General features: G+C 68.0%; 11 protein-coding genes and 1 tRNA gene. 4 read left to right on the forward strand and 8 right to left on the reverse strand.

The annotated features are described in order from the left end of the window. Positions 1 to 68 precede the first annotated feature (68 nt). Entirely contained in the window at positions 69 to 1502 is a 1434-nt protein-coding gene (locus J2S75_RS12680) for an MFS transporter (protein ID WP_307020217.1), read from the forward strand. On the opposite strand, the gene J2S75_RS12685 is transcribed toward J2S75_RS12680, so the two are convergent. From J2S75_RS12685 to J2S75_RS12700, 4 genes are all read right to left on the reverse strand, one after another. Next, complete coding sequence (locus J2S75_RS12685) at positions 1499 to 2221, reverse strand: RlmE family RNA methyltransferase (RefSeq protein ID WP_307020218.1); 723 nt, start codon at positions 2219 to 2221, stop codon at positions 1499 to 1501. The two genes, J2S75_RS12680 and J2S75_RS12685, sit on opposite strands and share 4 nt — an antisense overlap. Next, positions 2218 to 3369: a Ppx/GppA phosphatase family protein gene (locus tag J2S75_RS12690; protein ID WP_307020219.1), complete on the reverse strand. Its 1152-nt coding sequence runs from the start codon at positions 3367 to 3369 to the stop codon at positions 2218 to 2220. The genes J2S75_RS12685 and J2S75_RS12690 overlap by 4 nt, the downstream gene beginning before the upstream one ends. Positions 3370 to 3652: 283 nt before the next feature. After that, positions 3653 to 4192: an invasion associated locus B family protein gene (locus tag J2S75_RS12695; protein WP_307020220.1), complete on the reverse strand. Its 540-nt coding sequence runs from the start codon at positions 4190 to 4192 to the stop codon at positions 3653 to 3655. 223 nt (positions 4193 to 4415) lie between these two features. Continuing rightward, positions 4416 to 8813 (reverse strand): autotransporter outer membrane beta-barrel domain-containing protein, encoded by a 4398-nt coding sequence (locus J2S75_RS12700; protein ID WP_307020222.1) that lies wholly within the window; start codon positions 8811 to 8813, stop codon positions 4416 to 4418. A 428-nt stretch (positions 8814 to 9241) separates the two neighbouring features. Between J2S75_RS12700 and J2S75_RS12705 the strand changes: the two genes are divergently transcribed. After that, on the forward strand, positions 9242 to 9877 hold the full coding sequence (locus J2S75_RS12705; protein WP_307020223.1) for a recombinase family protein: 636 nt from the start codon (positions 9242 to 9244) through the stop codon (positions 9875 to 9877). Between the two features lie 107 nt (positions 9878 to 9984). Here J2S75_RS12705 and J2S75_RS12710 read toward each other — a convergent pair whose 3' ends face one another. Together J2S75_RS12710 and J2S75_RS12715 are read right to left on the reverse strand one after the other, a co-directional pair. Then, complete coding sequence (locus tag J2S75_RS12710) at positions 9985 to 10536, reverse strand: ATP-binding protein (protein WP_307020224.1); 552 nt, start codon at positions 10534 to 10536, stop codon at positions 9985 to 9987. 104 nt (positions 10537 to 10640) lie between these two features. Next, positions 10641 to 10714 (reverse strand) — tRNA-Gln (locus J2S75_RS12715). Between the two features lie 526 nt (positions 10715 to 11240). On the opposite strand from J2S75_RS12715, the gene J2S75_RS12720 reads away from it, so the two are divergent. Then, a complete protein-coding gene (locus J2S75_RS12720) occupies positions 11241 to 11444 on the forward strand; it encodes a DUF1127 domain-containing protein (RefSeq protein ID WP_244377435.1) in 204 nt (67 codons plus the stop codon). Here the strand turns inward: J2S75_RS12720 and pbpC are convergent. Both pbpC and J2S75_RS12730 read right to left on the reverse strand, forming a co-directional pair. Then, positions 11431 to 13506, reverse strand: a complete 2076-nt coding sequence (gene pbpC, locus J2S75_RS12725) for a penicillin-binding protein 1C (RefSeq protein WP_370874138.1) — start codon at positions 13504 to 13506, stop codon at positions 11431 to 11433. The genes J2S75_RS12720 and pbpC overlap by 14 nt on opposite strands. Positions 13507 to 13578: 72 nt before the next feature. Next, positions 13579 to 18942, reverse strand: a complete 5364-nt coding sequence (locus J2S75_RS12730; RefSeq protein WP_307020227.1) for an alpha-2-macroglobulin family protein — start codon at positions 18940 to 18942, stop codon at positions 13579 to 13581. Between the two features lie 278 nt (positions 18943 to 19220). On the opposite strand from J2S75_RS12730, the gene J2S75_RS12735 reads away from it, so the two are divergent. After that, positions 19221 to 19502: an acyl carrier protein gene (locus J2S75_RS12735; protein WP_018390121.1), complete on the forward strand. Its 282-nt coding sequence runs from the start codon at positions 19221 to 19223 to the stop codon at positions 19500 to 19502. Positions 19503 to 19506 lie beyond the last annotated feature (4 nt).

A 19506-nucleotide genomic window follows, 5' to 3' on the forward strand; every position in this document is an offset into this window, starting at 1 on the left:
GGGCGCTATTGCGGCGTTATAGCCGGAAAGCTGCCCGTCTCCTCCCGCCCGCAATACCGGACCGGCCCGTGCGCTCCGAACGTCTCGTCCCGCTTATCGTCGCCTGCGCGCTGTTCATGGAGCAGCTCGATTCGACCGTGATCGCCACCTCGCTGCCAGCCATCGCTGCCGATCTGCGCGAAGACCCGATCTCGCTCAAGCTGGCGCTCACCTCCTATCTGCTCAGCCTCGCCGTGTTCATTCCGGCAAGTGGCTGGTTCGCGGATCGCTTCGGCTCGCGCACGGTGTTCCGCGCCGCCATCGCCATCTTCACCGCCGGCTCCCTGCTGTGCGGGCTCGCCCATTCGCTGCCGGACTTCGTCGCCTATCGCATATTGCAGGGCATGGGCGGGGCAATGATGGTGCCGGTGGGGCGGCTGGTCATCCTGCGCACCGTGCCGAAGGAGGAGCTTGTCTCCGCGCTCGCCTGGCTCACCATTCCCGCGCTCCTGGGCCCGGTGATCGGCCCGCCGCTCGGCGGCTTCATCACCACCTATTTCGACTGGCGCTACATCTTCTTCCTCAACCTGCCCATCGGCCTGCTCGGCTTCCTGCTGGTGAGCCGCTTCATTCCCGATATCCGCGAACCGAACGTGCCGCCCTTCGATCTCAAGGGCATGTGCCTGTCCGGCCTCGGCCTTGCCGGTCTCGTCTTCGGCTTCGCCCTGCTCGGCCAGCACGCGGTGGCGCCCTCCCTCGCGCTCGCCGTCATCGTCGTCGGCTCGGTGTCGATGGGCTTCTACATCCGCCACGCCCGGCGCACGGTGAAACCGATCCTCGATCTGGCACTGTTGAAGATCCCGACCTTCTTCGCCGGCGTGGTCGGTGCCTCGCTGTTTCGCGTCGGCATCGGCGCCCTGCCCTTCTTGCTGCCGCTGCTGCTGCAACTCGGCTTCGGCTTGAGCCCCTTCGCCTCAGGCATGATCACCTTCGCCTCGGCGGCGGGAGCGATGACGATGAAATTCACCGCCGCCCCCATCATCCGCGCCTTCGGCTTCCGCCGCGTGCTGGTGGTGAACTGCGTCATCGCCGCCGCGTTCATCGCGGTGGGGGCGCTGTTCCGGCCGGGCATGCCCTATCTCGTGCTGGTCGGGGCGCTGCTGCTCGGCGGGTTCTTCCGCTCGCTGCAATTCACCAGCACCAACGCCCTCTCCTATGCCGATGTCTCGTCGGAGGCGATGAGCCGGGCCACCAGCTTCGCCAGCGTGGCGCAGCAGGTGTCGATCTCCACCGGCGTGGCGGTGGCGGCGCTGGTGCTCGACGGGCTGCGCAGCTGGCGCGGCGACGGCACCATCGCCCTCAGTGATTTCAGCGTCGCCTTCCTGGTCGTGGCTGGGATCGCGGTGTGCTCGGTGTTCTTCTTCCTGCGCCTGCCGCCCAATGCCGGGGCCGAGCTGGCACAGAGGCGGGTCAAGCCCGCGCAGGTGCCCGAGCCACCGGGGGAAATGGGGAGTGCGGGCTAATCGGATGCCAAAGCCGCCCGCTTCCGGCCACGGAAGCCCGTCGCCACCACATAGAGCTCCGCCGAATCCGCCCGGCTCGCCTGCGGCTTGATGTGGCGCACGGCGGTGAAGTCACGCTTCAGGTCCGCCAGCAGCGTGCCTTCCGTGCCGCCCTGGAACACCTTGGCGATGAAGCAGCCGCCGGGCGCCAGCACCTGGCGGGCAAAATCGATGGCCAGTTCCACCAGCCCGACGATGCGCAGATGGTCGGTCGCCCTGTGCCCTGTCGTGTTGGCGGCCATGTCGGACATGACGATATCCGCCTCGCCGCCGAGCATGGCCTTGAGCTGCTCGGGCGCCTCGTCCTTGAGGAAGTCCATCTGGGCGAAATCGACACCGGGGATGGGGTCGATCTCCAGAAGATCGATGGCGACGATCTTGCCGCGCCCTTCGTCCACCTTCAGCTTCTTCGCCGCGACCTGGCTCCAGCCGCCGGGGGCGGCGCCGAGATCGACCACGCGCAGGCCGGGCTTGAGGATCTTCAGCTTGTCGTCGATCTCGATCAGCTTGAAGGCGGCGCGCGAGCGCCAGCCCTCACGCTTGGCGCGGGCGACATAGGGATCGTTGAGCTGGCGCTGGAGCCATTTCTGCGAAGAGGAACTGAGCGAGCGGGCCTTTTTCAGCCGCACCTTCAGCGGCCGCGCCTCGCCGCCCTTGCCGGGCTGGGGCTTATCGATCACGTCGAGGCTCCGCCCCTCGGACGCCACACACCATCGGCACGCATAAGTTCCACCAGAATTCCTTCCCTGAGGCCGCGATCGGCCACGCGCAGGCGGTCGCAGGGAAAAGCCCGGCGCACCGATTCGAGGATCGCACAGCCCGCCAGCACCAGGTCGGCCCGCTCCACCCCGATGCACGGATTGGCCGCGCGCTCGGCGAAGGGCATGGCCAGCAGCCGGTCCACCACAACCCGCACCTGCTCGGCACCGAGCCAGGTGCCATCGACCTGCGAACGGTCATAGCGCGGCAGATCGAGATGCACGCCGGCAATGGTCGTCACCGTGCCCGATGTACCGAGCAGATGCAGCCGGCCGCAATTGTGCGGGCCCACCGCCTGCACGAAGCCGGCGAGATGCGGCGTGAACTCATTGACCATCGCTTCGAAATCGTCGCGGGTCACCTTCACCCCGCCATGGCGTTCGGCCACGGTGACGACGCCGAGCGGCACCGACACCCAGGCGCGGATCACCGCCGCCGGCGGGCCGCCATCGCGCGTTTCCACCCGGTCGAGCCACACCACTTCGGTCGAACCGCCGCCAATATCGAACAGCACCGCCCCGTCGGAGGTGGGATCCACCAGCGGCGTGCAGCCGGAAGCGGCGAGGCGCGCCTCGGTCTCGCGGTCGACGATCTCCAGTTCGAGCCCGGTCTCGCGCGTCACACGGTCGATGAACTCCGCGCCATTGACCGCGGAGCGGCAGGCCTCGGTGGCGATCAGCCGGCGATCGACGATGTGGCGCGCCTCGATCTTGGCGGCGCAGACCTTCAGCGCCTCGACCGCGCGGTCCATCGCCGCCGCGCCGAGCCGGCCAGAGCAGATCAGTCCCTCTCCCAGCCGGACGATGCGCGAGAAGGCATCGACGACGCGGAAGCCGCTGCCGGTGGGGCGGGCGACGAGCAGCCGGCAATTATTGGTGCCGAGATCGAGCGCGGCATAGCAGGGGTCGTTGTTACGCGGGCGCGCCGTCGCTCGCGGGTCGCGCCCCGCCGCACCGGACGCCCCGCCATAGGGTGGCGCGTTCGGACGCACACGCACAGAGGGCCGCTCGTCGCCGGCGGACGTTTCCGTCACCCGCTCCCCGGCCCATATCTGGGTCTCGTCGACCATTTCAACTTCCCCGGCCGAAGCCGTCGTGCCGGCCGCGCGCAGTGCGGTTCCAGGCTCGCATTGTTCAACATCTCGAATGAAATGTAACATTCGCCAGCGCTGGCGCAATCGACTTCATGGCAGCCCGGCGCGGGAGGCGGGGCTCATCCCGGCGCAAAGCCCGGCAGGACAAGGGCGCATCCGCCCATCCTGCCGGTCACGTGGATGACATAGGCCGCCGGACGCTCGCGCCGATCGGCGATTCGCCGCCGGCCCTCGACGCGCGGCCGAGGGGGGCCCGCGCTCAGCCCTTCAGCGCCGGCAGCGCCTGGGCAATGCCGGCCATCGGCAGGGTGACGTTCACCGTCTGGCCATTGGCAAGCACGAAACTCGCGACCACCTCTTTCGCGGTGAGGAGTTCCTTGCCGAACGCCTCCTCGAACGGACCGATGGCCTCGCAGCCGCCTTCATGGCACGAAGCGTAGTCGATCTTGCGCGGCTTGCCCTTGGCAATGGTGATCTGCACCCCGTCCTTCAACCGGACGCCGAGGGGTGTGCGCACCAGATAGGTCGGCGCCCCGGCCTTGTCCTGGCCGATCTGCCACAGCAGCACGGTCTTCTTCGACTTCGATTCCGTCACCTTGAGCGAGGCGACGCAGCTTTTCTTCGCCCCCTTCTCCAGGCTGGCGCGGCAGGTGACGACCCAGTTGTCGAAGGTGGTGGTCTCGGTGCGGACGGGCGCCTTGGGCGCGGCCGGCGCGGTCTGCGCGAAGGCGGCGGGTGCGCCGGCGAGAAGGCACGGGCCGAGCATCAAGGCGGCGGCACGGCGGGCGAAACGGTGCATGAGGTCCTCCGGAACGGTCCCGGGCATGGGCGAGGGGCGAAGTGCCGTCATGGCACGCCACGGGGTGAAAATCACGGCTCCGTCTGTGCCACCGATCATGGCGCTTGGCGAGAGCTGGCGACAGCCGGCGCGACGAAGCCCAAAAGCAATGGGCCGACCACGAGGGCCGGCCCAGCTATTTCCTGCCAGCGCGCGACAGAGGCCGCGCGCCACGCGCCAGAGCTTACCAGCGGACCTTGATGCCGCCCTGGCCGGCCCAGCCCTGCACATCGCCGAAATTGTATTCGCCGTTGCCGAACAGGGCCACACTGCCATTCAGATCGGCGGTAAAGCCGATGCCGGCATTGTACCAGGTGCCGTTGATGTCGCTGGTGAGGATGGTGCCCGCGACATTGGTCTTGTTGTCGCCCAGGAACTCCGAGTTCACGTTGAAGATCGCGTAGGGCGTAATCGTCTGGCCGGTGGCCATGACGAAGGTGGACTGCACCTGCAGACCCAGGCGACCGATCAGCGATTCCGCGTCACCCGGCGTGACATAGGTCCCGATCGAGTCGACATAGGCGTCCTGATTGGCGCTGACATAGGCCAGCTGCGCCTGGGGCTGGATCACCCAGCTGTTCCCGAGATCGAAGCCGTAGCCCATCTCGATCGAACCACCCCACACCGTGGCGTTGGTATTCGCCGTCACGTTGCTGGTCGAGGCGATGTCGAGGTCGAGCACGTCCACCTTGCCGACGATGTCGGTATAGAAGCCCGCGCCGCGCACCAGGCCGACCTGCCGGATGCTGGCATAGACGCCGGCGTTCCAGCCATCGATGTTGAGCGAGGAGCTGCCGCCCCACGACGTCCAGTCGCCGTCCACATCGACATCCGACCAGCCATAGCCGCCGAAGGCGCCGGCCGTGATCCGCCAGCTGTCATAGTCGAAGGTGTAGTCGCCGCCCGCCTGCAGACCCCAGCTCTGCTGCGAGAAGTCCCACCCGTTGCTGACGTCATAGCTGAGGTCCGATCCGCCGCCGCGACCCCACATCTGGAACTTCGGCGCCGGCACCGGCTGATAGGCTGGGGCCTTGGTCGCCGACACGGCCAGATCGGCATTGCGGCCTTCCAGCTGGTCCTGCTGGCGCACCTCGCCGAGCCGCTTGTTCAGCGTGTCGAGGCCGCCATAGAAGTGGCGCTGGATCGCCGAGGGCGCCGTGGCATAGCCGGTGGCCTGGGCGGTGTAGCCCGCGCGCAGATACCAGTCGCCCGCGCCCGTGTCAGCAATCGACTTGCTGAGGTTGGTGTTATCCGGATCCTGGAACAGGCGGTAGGAATAGGCGCCCGCCATCACTTCGCGCTGGCCGCTGACGCTGTTGCGCGCCAGCTGGAAGGCGTCGTCCGGCGAGACACCGTATTCCGCCACATCCACCACCTTGATGCCCTGGCCGAGGCCCGAGCCGGTGAAGACGCCTTCACCCGTGTTGGTGTTGTTGACATAGATGGTGGTGGTGGAACCCGGCGCCACATCGCCATTGATGACGAGGATGTCGGTCGGGCTGTTGGAGGCGCCCAGATAGGTGTCGATCAGCAGATTGCCGCCACCCTGGTAGTTTCCGTTGATGGTGAAGCGATCACCCACCACGTCACTGATGCCGTTATGCAGGGCAATGGTGCCGTTGTTGATGAAGGTCATCTCCGGGAGGAGCGGATCGGGCGTGACACCTTCGGTAACGGACAGTTCGACGCTGTCGTCGACGGCGACGGCGTAACCCGAAACGTCCAGCACGCCGCCGGTCTGGTTCAGCCAGCCGGCATCACGGCCGGTATAGATCGAGCGGTAGCCATCGAGGCCCTCTGCCGCGTCAAGAACGACGTTGCCAGTCTCCAGCACAGCCGCGTGATCGGAGAGCCGCAGATAGGATGTCGCATCGACCTGCACCAGCCCCTCGCGTTCATCGGCACCGTTGAATTTGACGGTTTGCTGGGTCAGCTGGAGGAAGGACTTGGTCTCGACATGCAGCTCCTGGAACCCATCCACGTCGTTGAGCGACAGGGCACTGCCATTCTCGACATAGAGACGATCAAAGTCGTCGCCACCGTCGATCTCACCACTGATCTCGAAGTTCTTGGCGCCTGTGAGGATGTTGTTGAGCCCCGAGAGCGTGACATCGTCATCGTCCTCACCGCCACGGATATCGTCAACGGTAATGAGGGTCCCCTCGGTGCGGGTCCCCGTCAGCGTGATCTCGTCGGCGCCATTGCCGCCTTCGATATCATTGAGGCTGATCGAACCACCATCAGCACTCAGGCTGATCTCGTCGTTACCCGTGCCGGCCTCGATATTCTCCGTCAGGGTGATCTCACCCCCATTGGTCGCCGTCAGGGTGATATCGTCCGCACCCGTGTCGCCGTAGATATTGTCGAGGGAGATCTTGCTCCCCTCACCATCCGCCTTCAGGCCGATCGTGTCTTCACCCGTGCCGCCGTCGAGATTCTCGAGGGTGATCGTGCCGCCCTTGGTCGCTTCCAGCCCGATTTCATCATCGGCCTGGCCGCCGATGAGATCGACGAGGTCGATGTTCCCATCCTCAGCGGTCAGAGTGATCTTGTCCTGGTCATCACCGCCGTCGATATCGCCGTCGACGCTGATATCACCCTCGTTGGCCGCCTTCAGCGTGATCTCGTCGGCACCCGTGCCGCCGTCGATATTGTCGAGGGTGATCTTGCTTTTCTCACCATCCGCCGTCAGGCCGATCGTGTCTTCACCCGAACCGCCTTCGATGCTCCCATTCGTGAGGGTGATCGTACCGCTATCGCTCGCTTCCAGCGTGATTTCATCATCGGCCTGACCGCCGAAGAGATCGACGAGGCCGATATTCCCATTCTCTGCGGTCAGGGTAATCTTGTCCTGGTCATCGCCGCCGTCGATATCGCCGTCGACAGTGATATCACCCTGCTCAGTCGCCAGCAGCGAGATGGTGTCCTCGCCGATACCACCCTTGATATCGTCGACATCGACCTGGCCAATTTTGGAGGCTTCGAGGGTGATGGAATCGTCGCCGTCACCACCTTCGACGTTTTCTCCGCGAACATTGGAACCGATATCCTTAGCGGACAGCTTGATCGTGTCAGCACCGTCGCCGCCGTCGATATCAACGAACTCGACCTCGCCCCAGTCCTCGGCGATCACGCTGATCTTATCGACGCCATTGCCGCCTTCAATGTCGCTGAGGGTGATGTCGCTCCTGTTGCCTGTGGCCTTGACGGTGATCGTGTCGTTGTCATCGCCACCGGTAATGTCGACGGCGGTGATGACGCCCTCGTCAGTGGCGGTCAGGGTGATGGTGTCTTCGCCGCTAGCGCCCTTGATGTTGGCCGTAACGCCGATTGTGCTGCCCTTATCCGTCGCCTTCAGCTCGACCGTGTCGCTGCCGTCGCCGCCATCGATCGAGGTGACCGTGACGTCGCCGCCATCGGTCGCGACGATTTTCAGTTCGTCATTGCCGCTGCCGCCGCCCAGATCTTCCGCTACGATATTGCCGCCGTCGCCGGCGTCGAGCGTGATCTTGTCATTGTCAGCACCACCCTTCACGTCGCCGACAGTGACATCGGAATCCGTGGCGCCGATCTCGATGGTGTCGTCGCCATTGCCGCCATCGACCACGCCCGCTGTGAACGTGCCATCGGTCTTGCCGGTGATGGTGATGCTGTCCTTGCCATCGCCGCCCTTCAGGTCGCCGGCGGTGAACGTGCCATCATCTTCAGCCAGCACCGTGATGGTGTCGTTGTCATCGCCGCCGGTGAGATCGGCAATGCCGAGTTCGCCCGTGCCAACCGACAGCTTGATCGTGTCGGCACCCGTGCCGCCATCGATATCATCGCCAATCGAAGTCTTCGAATCGCCCGTCTGGCTGATCGTGATCTTGTCGGCGCCGGAATTGCCTTCCACGCCGCCATCAATAGTGATGCCCTGCTTAGACGCATTGGTGATGTTGATCTCGTCGTCGCCAGCGCCGCCGAGAATATTGGCGGCGTCCTTGGCTCCGTCCTGGGTGATGTAGGTCGCCACCTGGTCGGAGGCTGTGACATTTATGGTGTCGTTGCCGTCACCACCATCGATGTCGCCCTGATGGAGCGATGTCCAGCCCGACGGGCTCGTCAGCGAACCGCCACCGAAGGTGATGGTATCGTCACCACCCTCACCGTAGATCGTCCCTCGGATATCGATGGAACCATTGGGGGTCTGCGCGGAATCCGGCGCGATATTGATGATATCGTTGCCATCATCCGCGTTGATATCGGTCCTATACTTGTCATCGGACCAGGAATAGCTGCCGCCGACAATGGTGATGGTGTTGGCATCAGCATTGCCGTCAATGTCGCCCTCGCTCAGGGGCGGATTGTTGTTGCAGAACCAGCTACCTGGGCTTGTCTCCGTGCAGCTCGCCGGGGCTGCATGAACGGGGCTGGCCATGAAGCCCACGGTGAGCAGCGCGGCGAGGGCCACGGCCGAGGCCGAGCCGAACAGTGCAACCTTGCTGTGATCGACGGCCGCGGGCGCCACGGGCGCAGCCTTGCGGCGGATCACGAGCTTGGCCTTGCCCGCGCCCCGGCGCGGAGTGGCAAACTTCTTCGACATCAATGCCCCCGGTTATTAGGTGCGGCGCTGCCGCCATCCGTGCTTGTTTTTCGAATCCATCAGCACCCGCATGGCACGACGGTTCGAGTCGACTGCACCCTAGTCCGGGCTTGACTGAAGCCACAAGACGGCCGCAGGAGCGCCGCAATCTCGCAAAAATGGCGCAAAAAAACTCAAGTTGAAGGCGCCGCGCGGCCATTGTGCGAAGATGCGCGGAAATTCAATGTTTTATAAACCGAAAACGGCTGCAGGCTCATTTCTCACAATTTTCGCCAAAATGTTACCTCCCGGATTTCCGGGCCTCGCGTCCTAGCGGTTCTCGCAATGTGTGCTATTTTTGCACCTAATGAGGGGAGGCTGGCGGTCACATCGGAGCGGTTCCGGTCATGCGCGCCGTTGCGGGAGGCGCATCCAGCCTGCGGGGAAAGATGCTCATCGGTTATTGTCTGGTCGAATCCGAAGGGGGGGTAACCTCCCGCTCCATCGCCGAATCCACACTTCTTGCCCGTCGCGACGCGCTGCCGCCGGCCGCTGGATCAGAGCCTTCCGAAGCCGCCGCGCTGCGGGCGCTGGGCTGCGAGCATGTGTTCAGCGACATTGACGACGACCGGCGGATCGACCGGCCCGGCCTGCGGGCGGCGATCGATTTCGCGCGGGTGGGCGACGTCTTGGTGGTGCCGGCGCTCAATCATCTCGGCGTGGATCTGGAGGCCGTGGTGCGCATCGTGGCCTCGCTCAGCCGGAAGGGCGTCACCATCCAGCTCGGCCATATGCCGATGGACATGATGATCCCCTCCGGAGAAGCCCTCGCTTTCGCTTGCCGCGCGCTCGCCCAGCTCAGCGAGCCCGCTCCCGTCGCGGCGACCACGAGCGGCGGCCCGCGCCGCCGGGGGCGGCCGCAATCGCTGTCCAACAAGGATATTGCCAAAGCCCACCGCCTGCTGGCGAGCGGCAATCCGGTGCCCGATGTCGCCCGCGCGCTCGGCGTGTCCCCGGCCACGGTCTACCGCATCTTCCCGCGCCGCCCGCCAAAGGCCGGGCATGCCGACGACAGCGGCAGCTGAGGCTCCCAGCCCCGTTGGCAACATGGAGCGTCGCGGCGGCTGAGACGCCTCCCGCCCCGGCCCAAGGCCCGCTCAATCAGCGACGAAGAGAGCGGCGGGAAAGCGCTTTAGCGACGGGAAAGCGCTTCGGCCACGGACAGCACCAGCTCCTCGACAGGGCGCTCGCCGTCGAGGCGCTGCACCGGAGCGCCCTGCCCGGCCAGCCAGCGCTCATGCTGGGCACGGTTACGGCCCTCGAAGGATGGATCGTCATAACGCGACGCCCATTCGCGGAACGCACGGCTGGCCTCGTGCATGTCCCCGCCGGGGCGAATGCGCGCGCCGTGCCGGTCCTCCTCCCGCGCGTCGAGACGCTGCAGCCGAACCATTGTCGGCGTGATGAGGAACACGATCAGGTCCACAGCCTGCACCAGCGCCTCACCCCAGCCGATGAACGAGCCGGAAAGCACCCAGCCATCGGCTTCCCGCTGCTGCTGCGCGATCAGGCGCACCCGGTCCGCCGGCGTACGCTTGATGCTGTAAGGCGGATCGGTCGGCATCCAGTAGAAATCGTCAACGTCGAGATGCGGGACACCGAACCGCGTGGCCAGAGTGCCGCCCAACGTTGAAACACCCGAACAGGAGGCCCCCAACACATAGAGTCGCGGCTTTGCTGTCATTGCCAATCCCGGGAGGGTCCGTCATCCGGCCTATGGGCTGAGGCCGTTGCGTGGCCTGTGGCCGCCGGGGCATCGCGCCCTTGATTCCAGGGCCCTATCGGAGATGGCTGGGGGACCAGGATTCGAACCTGGACTAACGGAGTCAGAGTCCGCAGTTCTACCGTTAAACTATCCCCCACCAGAGCGCCGCAAACGACGCTTCCAGGGCTTTCCGCGTCGACTCTAGGGATGTCGGGGCGCGGGGCAGCGGCAGTGGCGCGCTCTATAGACGCTCCCGCTGGCCCGGTCTACCCCCTCTCGCGCAGTTTCCACCGTCCTCCCCAGATGGGCACCCGCGCAACAGAAGCAGGCCCGCCTGTCCGGCGCGCGCGGCGCGGCGCGCCTTGGCCCGCGCCGCGCCTTGCGCGACGTTGCGCATCCTGCGGCCTGCCAAGCCCAGCCATGCCGCAAAGGAAGGGCAGGCATGCCGACAAGCACTTTTGGCATAGCTTCTCCGCCAAAAGGCGAAGATATGGGCGGCAAATTCGCCGACTTTGGATCATTTCCAACCATTTCGGTTGATTTCGCCACCCCACCACCGTTAATGCCGGCTTAACAGGCAGAGGGAGGCATGCACGCCCCTCAGTGCTGCCATGCAGCATTCCGTCTTTTGCGCTGCGGTGAAATCTCTATATTCGCTGGCATACAGAATACAGGAGCCAGAGATGACCACCACAACCCTGAACCACACCTCGTCCGATTTCTTCTCGCGTTTCGTCGAGAACGTCACCAGCTTCTTCGAAGCCATCGGTGAAGGCCGCCGCATCGCCCAGCGCTATGAAGCCCTGTCGCGCCTGTCCGACGCCGCCCTCGCCAAGCGTGGCCTGACCCGCCAGGACATCGCCCGCGCCGCCGTCAACGGCCGCTGAGACGTCCCTTCTGAGCGGCCCCTTCCTCATCGGCCGCTCCGCGAATACGCAAGGTGACGCTGTCGGATGATCCCGCAGCGTCCATGACGGTCAGACGCACGAAGCCCGCGCCCGCCGGCCGCCAGAACAATGTGGCGGCCCCGGCGGGCTGGCTGGCCGGCACGCCGTCGACAAACACGGTCAGCGCGCCCGTCCCGCCGCTCACCTTGAGCACCATCGGCTCATCGCCGTCGCGCTCCAGATTCGCCCCATCGGGCGGAAACGCGATCTTCGGCCCTCCCTCCGCGCCGCCCTGCCCCGACGCCCGCCCGAAAAACCGGAGCGGCGGCGGCAATTGCGCGTTCTTCGCCTCAATGGCCTCGCGCGGCGCCGGCGCGAAGGGCGCCGGCCGCGTCACCAGCCGGGCGAAGGCCTCGAACAGGATCGGCGCCGCCGCCTCGCGTCCGATCATGCCCGGCACCGGCTGGCCGTCCGGTCGCCCCACCCACACGGCGATGGTACGCCGCCCGTCGAACCCCACCGCCCAGGCGTCGCGATAGCCGAAGGAGGTGCCGGTCTTGAAGGCGATGCGCCCGGCGCGCTCATTGCGCGGTGCCGGCGTGCCGGCGAGCGACTGCGCGAGATAGGCCGCCGCCACCGGGCTCATCAGTTCGCGCGCCCCGTCGGGTCCGGAAGCCGCGCCGTCCAGCCGCTCGCGCAGCGCCTGGGCCCGCCCGCCATTGGCGATGCCGGCATAAAGCCCGGCGAGCGCATCGAGGCTCATGCCGACGCCGCCCAGCCCCACGGCCAGCCCCGGCACCTCGCCCGGCGGCAGCTTCAGGGCGAAGCCGGACTGGCCGAGCCGGCTGGCGAGGCGCTGCGGCCCCACCGCCTGCAGCAGCACCACGGCCGGGACATTCAGCGACAATTGCAGCGCCTGCCGCACCGATACCGTGCCCTGATAGTCGCGGTCGAAATTACGCGGCCGATAAGCGCCGAAGCGCGCCGGCCGGTCCTCGATCAGCGTTTCGGGATGGGCGATGCCATCCTCGAAGGCGAGGCCGTAGATGAAGGGCTTCAGCGTCGAGCCGGGCGAACGTATGGCGCGCGTCAGGTCCACCGCCCCGGCGCGGGTGGCGTCCAGCGGGTCGGCGCCGCTCACCCGGGCCAGCACCTCGCCGCTGGCATTGTCCACCATGACCAGCGCCAGCGACACGCCGGTGCCGAGTTCGCGCACCCGCTCCATGGCCAGTTCTTCCAGCCGCGCCTGTGCCGACCCGTCGATGGCGAGGTCGTGCCGCTGCAGGGCCGGCTGCTGGCGCCGCGCCTCCTCCGCCGCGTGCGGGGCGAGCTTCGGCAGGTCGAGGCGGCCGCCCGGCGCGGGGGCGCGCAGGGCGTACTCCACCTCCGCCGGGCCGAACAGCCCGGCTTCGCCAAGCCGGGTGAGCACCTTCTCCCGCGCCCGCGCCGCCCGCTGCGGGAAACGGTCGGGCCGGCGCGATTCGGGCGCCTGCGGCAGCGCCACCAAGAGCGCCGCCTCGGCGAGCGAGAGCCGGCGCGGCTCCTTGCCGAACCAGGCAAGGCTCGCCGCCCGCACGCCTTCGATATTGCCGCCATAAGGCGCGAGGGTGAGATAGAGCGCGAGGATCTCGTCCTTGCTCAGCCGCGCCTCCAGCTGGATCGCTCGCCGAATCTCGGCCAGCTTGGCGCCGAGCTTGGCAGCAAAGCCACTCCCCTCGCGCGGCTCCAGCAGCCGCGCCACCTGCATGGTGAGGGTGGAACCGCCGGAGACGATGCGCCCATGGCGCAGCATCTGCCCGGCCGCCCGCAGCAGGGCCAGCGGATCGACGCCGCCATGGGCGTAGAAGCGCCGGTCCTCATAGGCGATCAGCATGTCGCGGAAACGCCGGTCGATGTCGCGCGTCTGCGCCGGCAGCCGCCAGCGGCCGTCCGGCAAAGCGAAGGGGCGCAGCAGCCGGCCCTCGCGGTCGCGCACCTCCACCGAGAGCGCGAGAAGGGGCGGCGGCGGCGCGCTGGCGCGGACGCCGGCGAGCCAGGCAATAGAGCCACCGCCCAGCAGCATCGCGCCGAGCAGGCCCCCGGCCGCGAGTCGCTGCAGAGCGGGCCTCACCGCGCGCCCCTCATAATTGCCCTCTCATCGCGCCGGCCCCGTCACCTCGGTCTGGCCGGCGCTGGTGCGGGCGAAGCGGCCGGGACGGTACATATCCTCGACAATGGCCGGGGGATGGGCATACCGGCCGGGCGACACCGCGCGCACGATATAGGCGACGCGCAGCAGGCCGGGCTCCTCGCCGCCCTGGGTGCGGTCGAAGGCGGCGGCGAAGAAGGCGTCGCGGAACTCCGCATGGTCGGGCTGCGAGGTATCGCCCAGCCAGGCCAGAGCCCCGGTGTCAGCGCCTACCGCCAGCGCCGGATTGTCGATCTCGAAGCCGGCGGGCAGATGGTCGACCAGCAGCACATGGCTCGGCCCGGCCTCCTCCTCGGTCGCTTCCAGCACCACGACGAGGCGCTGGTTCTGCGCCACCTTGGCGGGATCGGCGGGGACGCCGGCCAGCGTGTAATAGCTGCGGGTCAGGGTGAAACCGTCCGCCGCCGCCGGCTCGGGCGCCGCCGGCGGGCCGTCGATGGAGACCGCGACATCCAGCGGGGCGATGCCGCGATTGGTGAGGATGATCGGCTTGGCGAGTTCCTGCGGCGTCAGGCTGCGCTCATAGAGGCCGGTATGCGCCCGGCCGTCGATGTCGAGCGCGATGCCCTTGCCCTCGCGCAGCGCGCGGGCGGCGAGCAGCAGCCAGGCGTCTTCCTGCGTCGAGGTGGGACCCGCCTCGACAAAGGCGGTGGCGACGCGCTGGCGCGCGGTGCGGGCGGTGGCGGTGAAGCCGGCTTCCGAGGCGAGCGTCGCCACGCCGGCGGCGTCGCGCAGGATCGAGCCGAAATCCGGCCGGCCGGTGGTCAGCGTCTCCGAGGCGTCGGGGAGAATCTCCAGCGCCGCGTTGAACACCTTTTCCGCCCGCCCCTTGTCGCCGAGCATGGCAAGCGCCGCCGCGAGCTGGCCGCGCGCCATGGCGCTGGTCACCGCGTCGAGCTTGGCGTCGGCGACATAACGCAGGTCGCCCAGCGGTGCCCGGCCGTTGCGCGCCAGCACATAGATGGCATAGGCGGCCCCGTCATCGGTGGCGCCGTCGCCGGCATAGGCCAGCGAATTGCGCAGCCGGTCGAGCGCGAGGGTGAAGGGCTGATCCGGCACGGTGTAGCCGCGCTCGCGGGCCCGGGTGAGGAAGTCGCTCACATAGGCGTCGAGCCACAGATCGTTGCCGCCCGCGTCCCACAGGCCGAAGGAGCCGTCCGAACCCTGCCGGGCAACGAGCCGGGCGATGGCGTTGCGGATCGTCTCCGCCGGGTCCTTGGTCAGGCGGAAGCGGTTGGGCGGGCCGAAATCGCTGAGATAGAGCAGCGGCAGCGCCCGGCTGGTGAGCTGTTCGGAACAGGCGAAGGGGTAGCGGTCGAGCGCACCGATCAGCGCCGGCACGTCGAAGGCCGGATCGAGCCCGGCGGAGACGCTGACCCCGCCCCGGCCCGGCACCAGATCGGCGACGAGATCGGCGCTCAGCGTCAGCGCCGCCCCCGGCGCCAGCGTCTCGACGCTGCGGCGGGAGATGGCGGGATAGGCCGGGCGGACATTGAGCGCATAGTCGCGCACGATGGCGAGGCCGCCGGCGCCCGACAGCCGCACCGAGACCTTCGCCTCGCCAATGCCGGTCCCGTTCATCTGCACGGCGAAGGACTGGCGCGCGCCCTTGGCGAGCGGCACCGTCTTCGGCGCGCTGGCCAGCTTCACCGGCCCGTCGGTGACGACCTCCAGCGCATAATCGCCCGCCTCGCCATCCACATTGTCAAGCGAGAGGTTGAGCGTCGAGCGGTCGCCGGCGGCGAGGAAGCGCGGCAGGGTGGCGGTGATGACCACGGGGTCGCGGATCACCACATCGGCCTGCGCATGACCCACCGCCGCGCCGGACCACGCCACCGCCATCAGCCGGCCGGTGCCGTCGAAGGGCGGCAGGGTGAAGTCGATGGTACCCCGGCCCTGGGCATCGAGCTTGACGAGGCCGGAGAACAGAGCGAGCGGGGGCTGCGTCGGCGGCTCGGCCTGCAGCCCCATATCCATGGCGTCGCCGCCGGCGCGCAGGCGCCCGCGGGCCCCCAACATGCCGTCGATCAGCTGGCCGTAGAAGTCGCGCACCTCTGTGCCCAGCGCCCGCTGGCCGAGATAGAAGCCGTCCGGGTCCGGCGCCTTGAAGCCGGTAAGGTTGAGAATGCCGACATCGACCAGCGCGAGCGTCACATAGGCCTCGCCTTGACCATTGCCCGTCAGCTGCACAGGCACGGACAGCGTCGTCTCCGGCCGGGCGAGCGCGGGCGCGTCCAGCTTCACCGCCAGCACCCGCTCGGCACGGTCGACGCCGAACCAGGCGAGACCGATGGCGCGGCCGGGATTACGGCCCGCCGCCACATCGAGCGGGCGGTGCAGGAAGGCGAGCGCATAGGCGCCCGGCGCCCAGCCGGCGGCGACCTTGAAATCGACCGCGTTGTCGCCCGCCTTCACGTCAAGCGTCTTCGCCGCCAGCACGCCGTCGCCGACGATCAGCACGGTGGCCGAGCCGGCATAGCGGCTGGTGAGGTTCACCTTGAGCGCGTCGCCGGCGGCGTATTGCGCCTTGTCGAGGCCGACCTCCAGCCGGTCCGGCGCATCGGCGGTGGCGCCGCCGCCCCAGCCGGCATTGAACGGCACGGCGGTGGCGCGGGTGCCGTCGGTCACTTCCAGCCGGTAACGGCCCCAGGCGACCGGCACGTTGAGCCGCGCCGGGGTGCCGCCGGTGAGGTCGAGCGTGCCGTCGGCGACCTTCGCCACCGATTCGACCGGCTCGAAATCCCAGCTGCCGCCGAGGCGGTACCATTGATAGCGGGTCTCGATGCGGTAGAGCGCCCATTGCGCGCCCTTCAGCGCCACCGGCTGGCCGGCGGCGTCGAAGCCCTGCACCTCGAAGCCGGCATTGCCGTTCTCGCCCGGCCCCGCCTTGTCGAACAGCGGCTTGACGCCGATGCCATTGCCGGCGGGCTGCACCGGCAGCACCAGCGAGCGGCGCACCGCGCGGCCCGCGCCCTCGTTCAGGCCGACAAAGATCTCCGCCTCCAGCGGTCGCGCGGTGGGCGGCAGGGTGGGCAGAAGCACGGAAAGGCTCGCCTTGCCCTGCGCATCCGTCACCGGCGTGTCGGCCAGCGGCTGGCGCACGGGAGTGAAGCCGTCATCGGTGCGGCCAAAACGCCAGCCCGGCAGGCCGGGGCGGGAATCGGCGACGCGCACCTCGATCTCCGCGTCGATATCGAGCCCGGCCGCCGGCGGGCCGAACAGCCAGCGCCCATCGGCCGCCACCGTCACCGGCGCGTTCGGCGCGATCGTTGTGGCGGTGGTGGAGAGGTCGAGCGCGAGCCGCTCGGGCACATAGTCCTCAAGCAGGAAGGTGGTGGAACCCACTGGCGCGCCGCGCGGATCGACATAGGCCTCGACCCGCCAGGTGCCGGTCATGGCGTCACTCATCAGGGAATAGGTGACGGTCCGCCCGCCCGCGCCCTGGTCGGCAACCAGTTCACGGCGCTCCTCCACGCCGTCCGGCCGCTTGAAGATGACGGTGAGCGGCACGCCCGCCGCCGCCGCCACCTGCGGGCTGCGCAGCAGCGCGGTGACGTGCACCTGCTCACCGGAGCGGTAGACGCCGCGCTCGGTGGTGACGAAGGCGTCATAACGCTCCGGCGCCGCTCGCCCGCCGACGCCGCGATCGGTAAGGTCGAAGGCCTGGTCGGCCAGCGAGAGGAAGGCATAGTCGCCTTCCTTGGCCTGGGCGACGATCACCGCCGGGGCGAAGCCCTCCTTGCCGCGCATCAGGCCGGCATCGAAGGCGGCGCTGCCGCTGGCATCGGTGCGGGCGGTGGCGAGCACGTCGTTGGATTTGGCGAGCAGGCGCAGTTCCACCCCTTCCAGCGGCTGCGCGGTGCCGAGCGCGCGCACCAGCACGGTCAGTCCGTTGCTGCCGGACAGGGCGGTGAGGCCGAGATCGGAGACGACGAACCATTGCGTCGCGCGCGATTGCCACTCGTCATTCGGGTCGGCGGCATCCCCACCCGGGCGGGCGGCGAGCACATAGACGCCGGGCGCCAGCGTCTTCACCGCCTCATCGACGGGGAACGAGGTGGTCACGTCCTCATTGAGCGGCGAGGCGGTCTCCAGCTCGCCCTTGAAGACGAGTTCGGCCTTGCCGTCTTTCAGCTGCTGCAGGTCATAGCCGCCGAGATCGCGGCGGAACTCACCGTCAATGGCGGTCGGAATCAGGCTGCGGTCGCCGATGCGGTAGAGATCGACCGCCACCTTGGAGGTATTGACCGAGACGACCGGAATGCCGCGCGGGCCGGTGCGCGGCAGCACATAATTGCGCCCGGTGAAGCGCACCCCCGGCTTGCGGTCGCGCACATAGATGGTGAGTTCGGAGGCGGCGGCGAGCGGCTCGGCGGCAATCGAGGACGGCAACCCGGCGCGTAGCGTCACGTCATAGCTCTCGCCATGCTTGAGCCCTTCGACGCAGAGCTGGCTCTCCTCCGCCGTCACCGCCGGCTTGTCCACCGGACCCTGCGGCCCGCGCAGCGTCACATAGGCGGAATAGTCCTTGCCGCCCTTCACCAGCGGTTCGGAGAACTGCACGCAGATGCGCGGATTCGAGGCGTCCGAATCGACGCTGTAGTCGAGAATGCGGAAGCCGCGCTCCTCGCGCAGCTTGTTGTAGAAGGCGCGCTGCTCCGGCACGTCGACATAGGTGAGGCCGGTGGCGAGCGTGTCGAGCGCCGGGCGCCAGAGCGAGCGCTGGTCGTAGAGGCGGCCGATGGCGAACAGCGCGTCCGCTTGCTGCGCCTTGGTCGTCGCCGCGCGATAGGCGAGGAAGGCGGCGGCCTGCGCCCGTTCGAGGAAGGTGTCGGCGCTCTCATCATCGTTCGGCTTGATGCGCGAGAGGGCGCGCGAGAGGCGCTGCCACAGCCCGGCATCGCCGGGGCTCGCCTGCGCCAGCCTGCCGTAGAGATCGGCGGCGGTGCGCGCATCCCCGGCGGCCAGCGCGGCGTCGGCATCCTTGCGCAGCTGGGCGGCGGGCTTGGGCAGCGGACCGCGCTCGCGCTGCAGCAGGGCCTGCAAGCGGCGCGCGGCTTCCACCAGTTCCTGCGGCGCGTAGGTTTTCGGCAGGGCATCCGGCGCCGGCTTGGCCGGGGCGGCGGCGGTCGGCGTGGCGGCAGCCGGCTTCGCGGTGGTGGCCGCGGCGGCCGCAGCCGCAGCGGCGGCCGGCTTGGTTGCCGCCGGCTTCTGGGCCTGCGCGTGGGCGGCTGTGGCGAGCGAGAGCGCGAGGAGCGAAAGCGCCGCCCCCTTTCCGAGCCATGAAAAGGCCGAAGTAAAAGGGTTCATGACACCTGCTCCGCAACTGGAATGCCGACCGACGCGGGGGACGATAGGACGAAATCGATCACCTCGCCATGACGCCGCGCAACCCATGTGGATGCCGGGCCGGCCAAAGCGCGACGGCAGGGATGTCACACTGCCGAGGATTGCCGTGCCGGCGCCATTGAATCGCCGGTCGCGCTTAGGTATACGGGCCGACATCCATTCGGGGGCCTGCGACGCGGGAGCGCCGGGCGAACCCATTCAACTGTGGCCGGACGCGGCTGCGAGATCAGAGGCCTTTCATGTCGACCACGTTCGAGACCGTCGCCAACATCATTGCCGAAACGTGCGACATTCCGCGCGAGAACATCACGCCCGAGAGCCACGCCATCGACGATCTCGGCATCGACAGCCTGGACTTCCTCGACATCGCCTTCGCCATCGACAAGGCGTTCGGCATCAAGCTGCCGCTTGAAAGCTGGACCCAGGAAGTCAATGAGGGCAAGGCCACGACCGAGCAGTATTTCGTGCTCAAGAACCTCTGCGCGCGCATCGACGAGCTGATCGCGGCCAAGTCCGCCTGATCCG

This window comes from Ancylobacter polymorphus, assembly GCF_030813495.1.
In the GTDB taxonomy this organism is placed as follows: Bacteria; Pseudomonadota; Alphaproteobacteria; order Rhizobiales; family Xanthobacteraceae; genus Ancylobacter; species Ancylobacter polymorphus.

Coding starts and splice junctions, on each gene's coding strand:
- J2S75_RS12690 (WP_307020219.1), bottom strand. CDS start 3,369: ATGGTCGACGAGACCCAGATATGGGCCGGGGAGCGGGTGACGGAAACG.
- J2S75_RS12695 (WP_307020220.1), bottom strand. CDS start 4,192: ATGCACCGTTTCGCCCGCCGTGCCGCCGCCTTGATGCTCGGCCCGTGC.
- J2S75_RS12700 (WP_307020222.1), bottom strand. CDS start 8,813: ATGTCGAAGAAGTTTGCCACTCCGCGCCGGGGCGCGGGCAAGGCCAAG.
- J2S75_RS12705 (WP_307020223.1), top strand. CDS start 9,242: ATGCTCATCGGTTATTGTCTGGTCGAATCCGAAGGGGGGGTAACCTCC.
- J2S75_RS12710 (WP_307020224.1), bottom strand. CDS start 10,536: ATGACAGCAAAGCCGCGACTCTATGTGTTGGGGGCCTCCTGTTCGGGT.
- J2S75_RS12720 (WP_244377435.1), top strand. CDS start 11,241: ATGACCACCACAACCCTGAACCACACCTCGTCCGATTTCTTCTCGCGT.
- pbpC (WP_370874138.1), bottom strand. CDS start 13,506: ATGCTGCTGGGCGGTGGCTCTATTGCCTGGCTCGCCGGCGTCCGCGCC.
- J2S75_RS12730 (WP_307020227.1), bottom strand. CDS start 18,942: ATGAACCCTTTTACTTCGGCCTTTTCATGGCTCGGAAAGGGGGCGGCG.
- J2S75_RS12735 (WP_018390121.1), top strand. CDS start 19,221: ATGTCGACCACGTTCGAGACCGTCGCCAACATCATTGCCGAAACGTGC.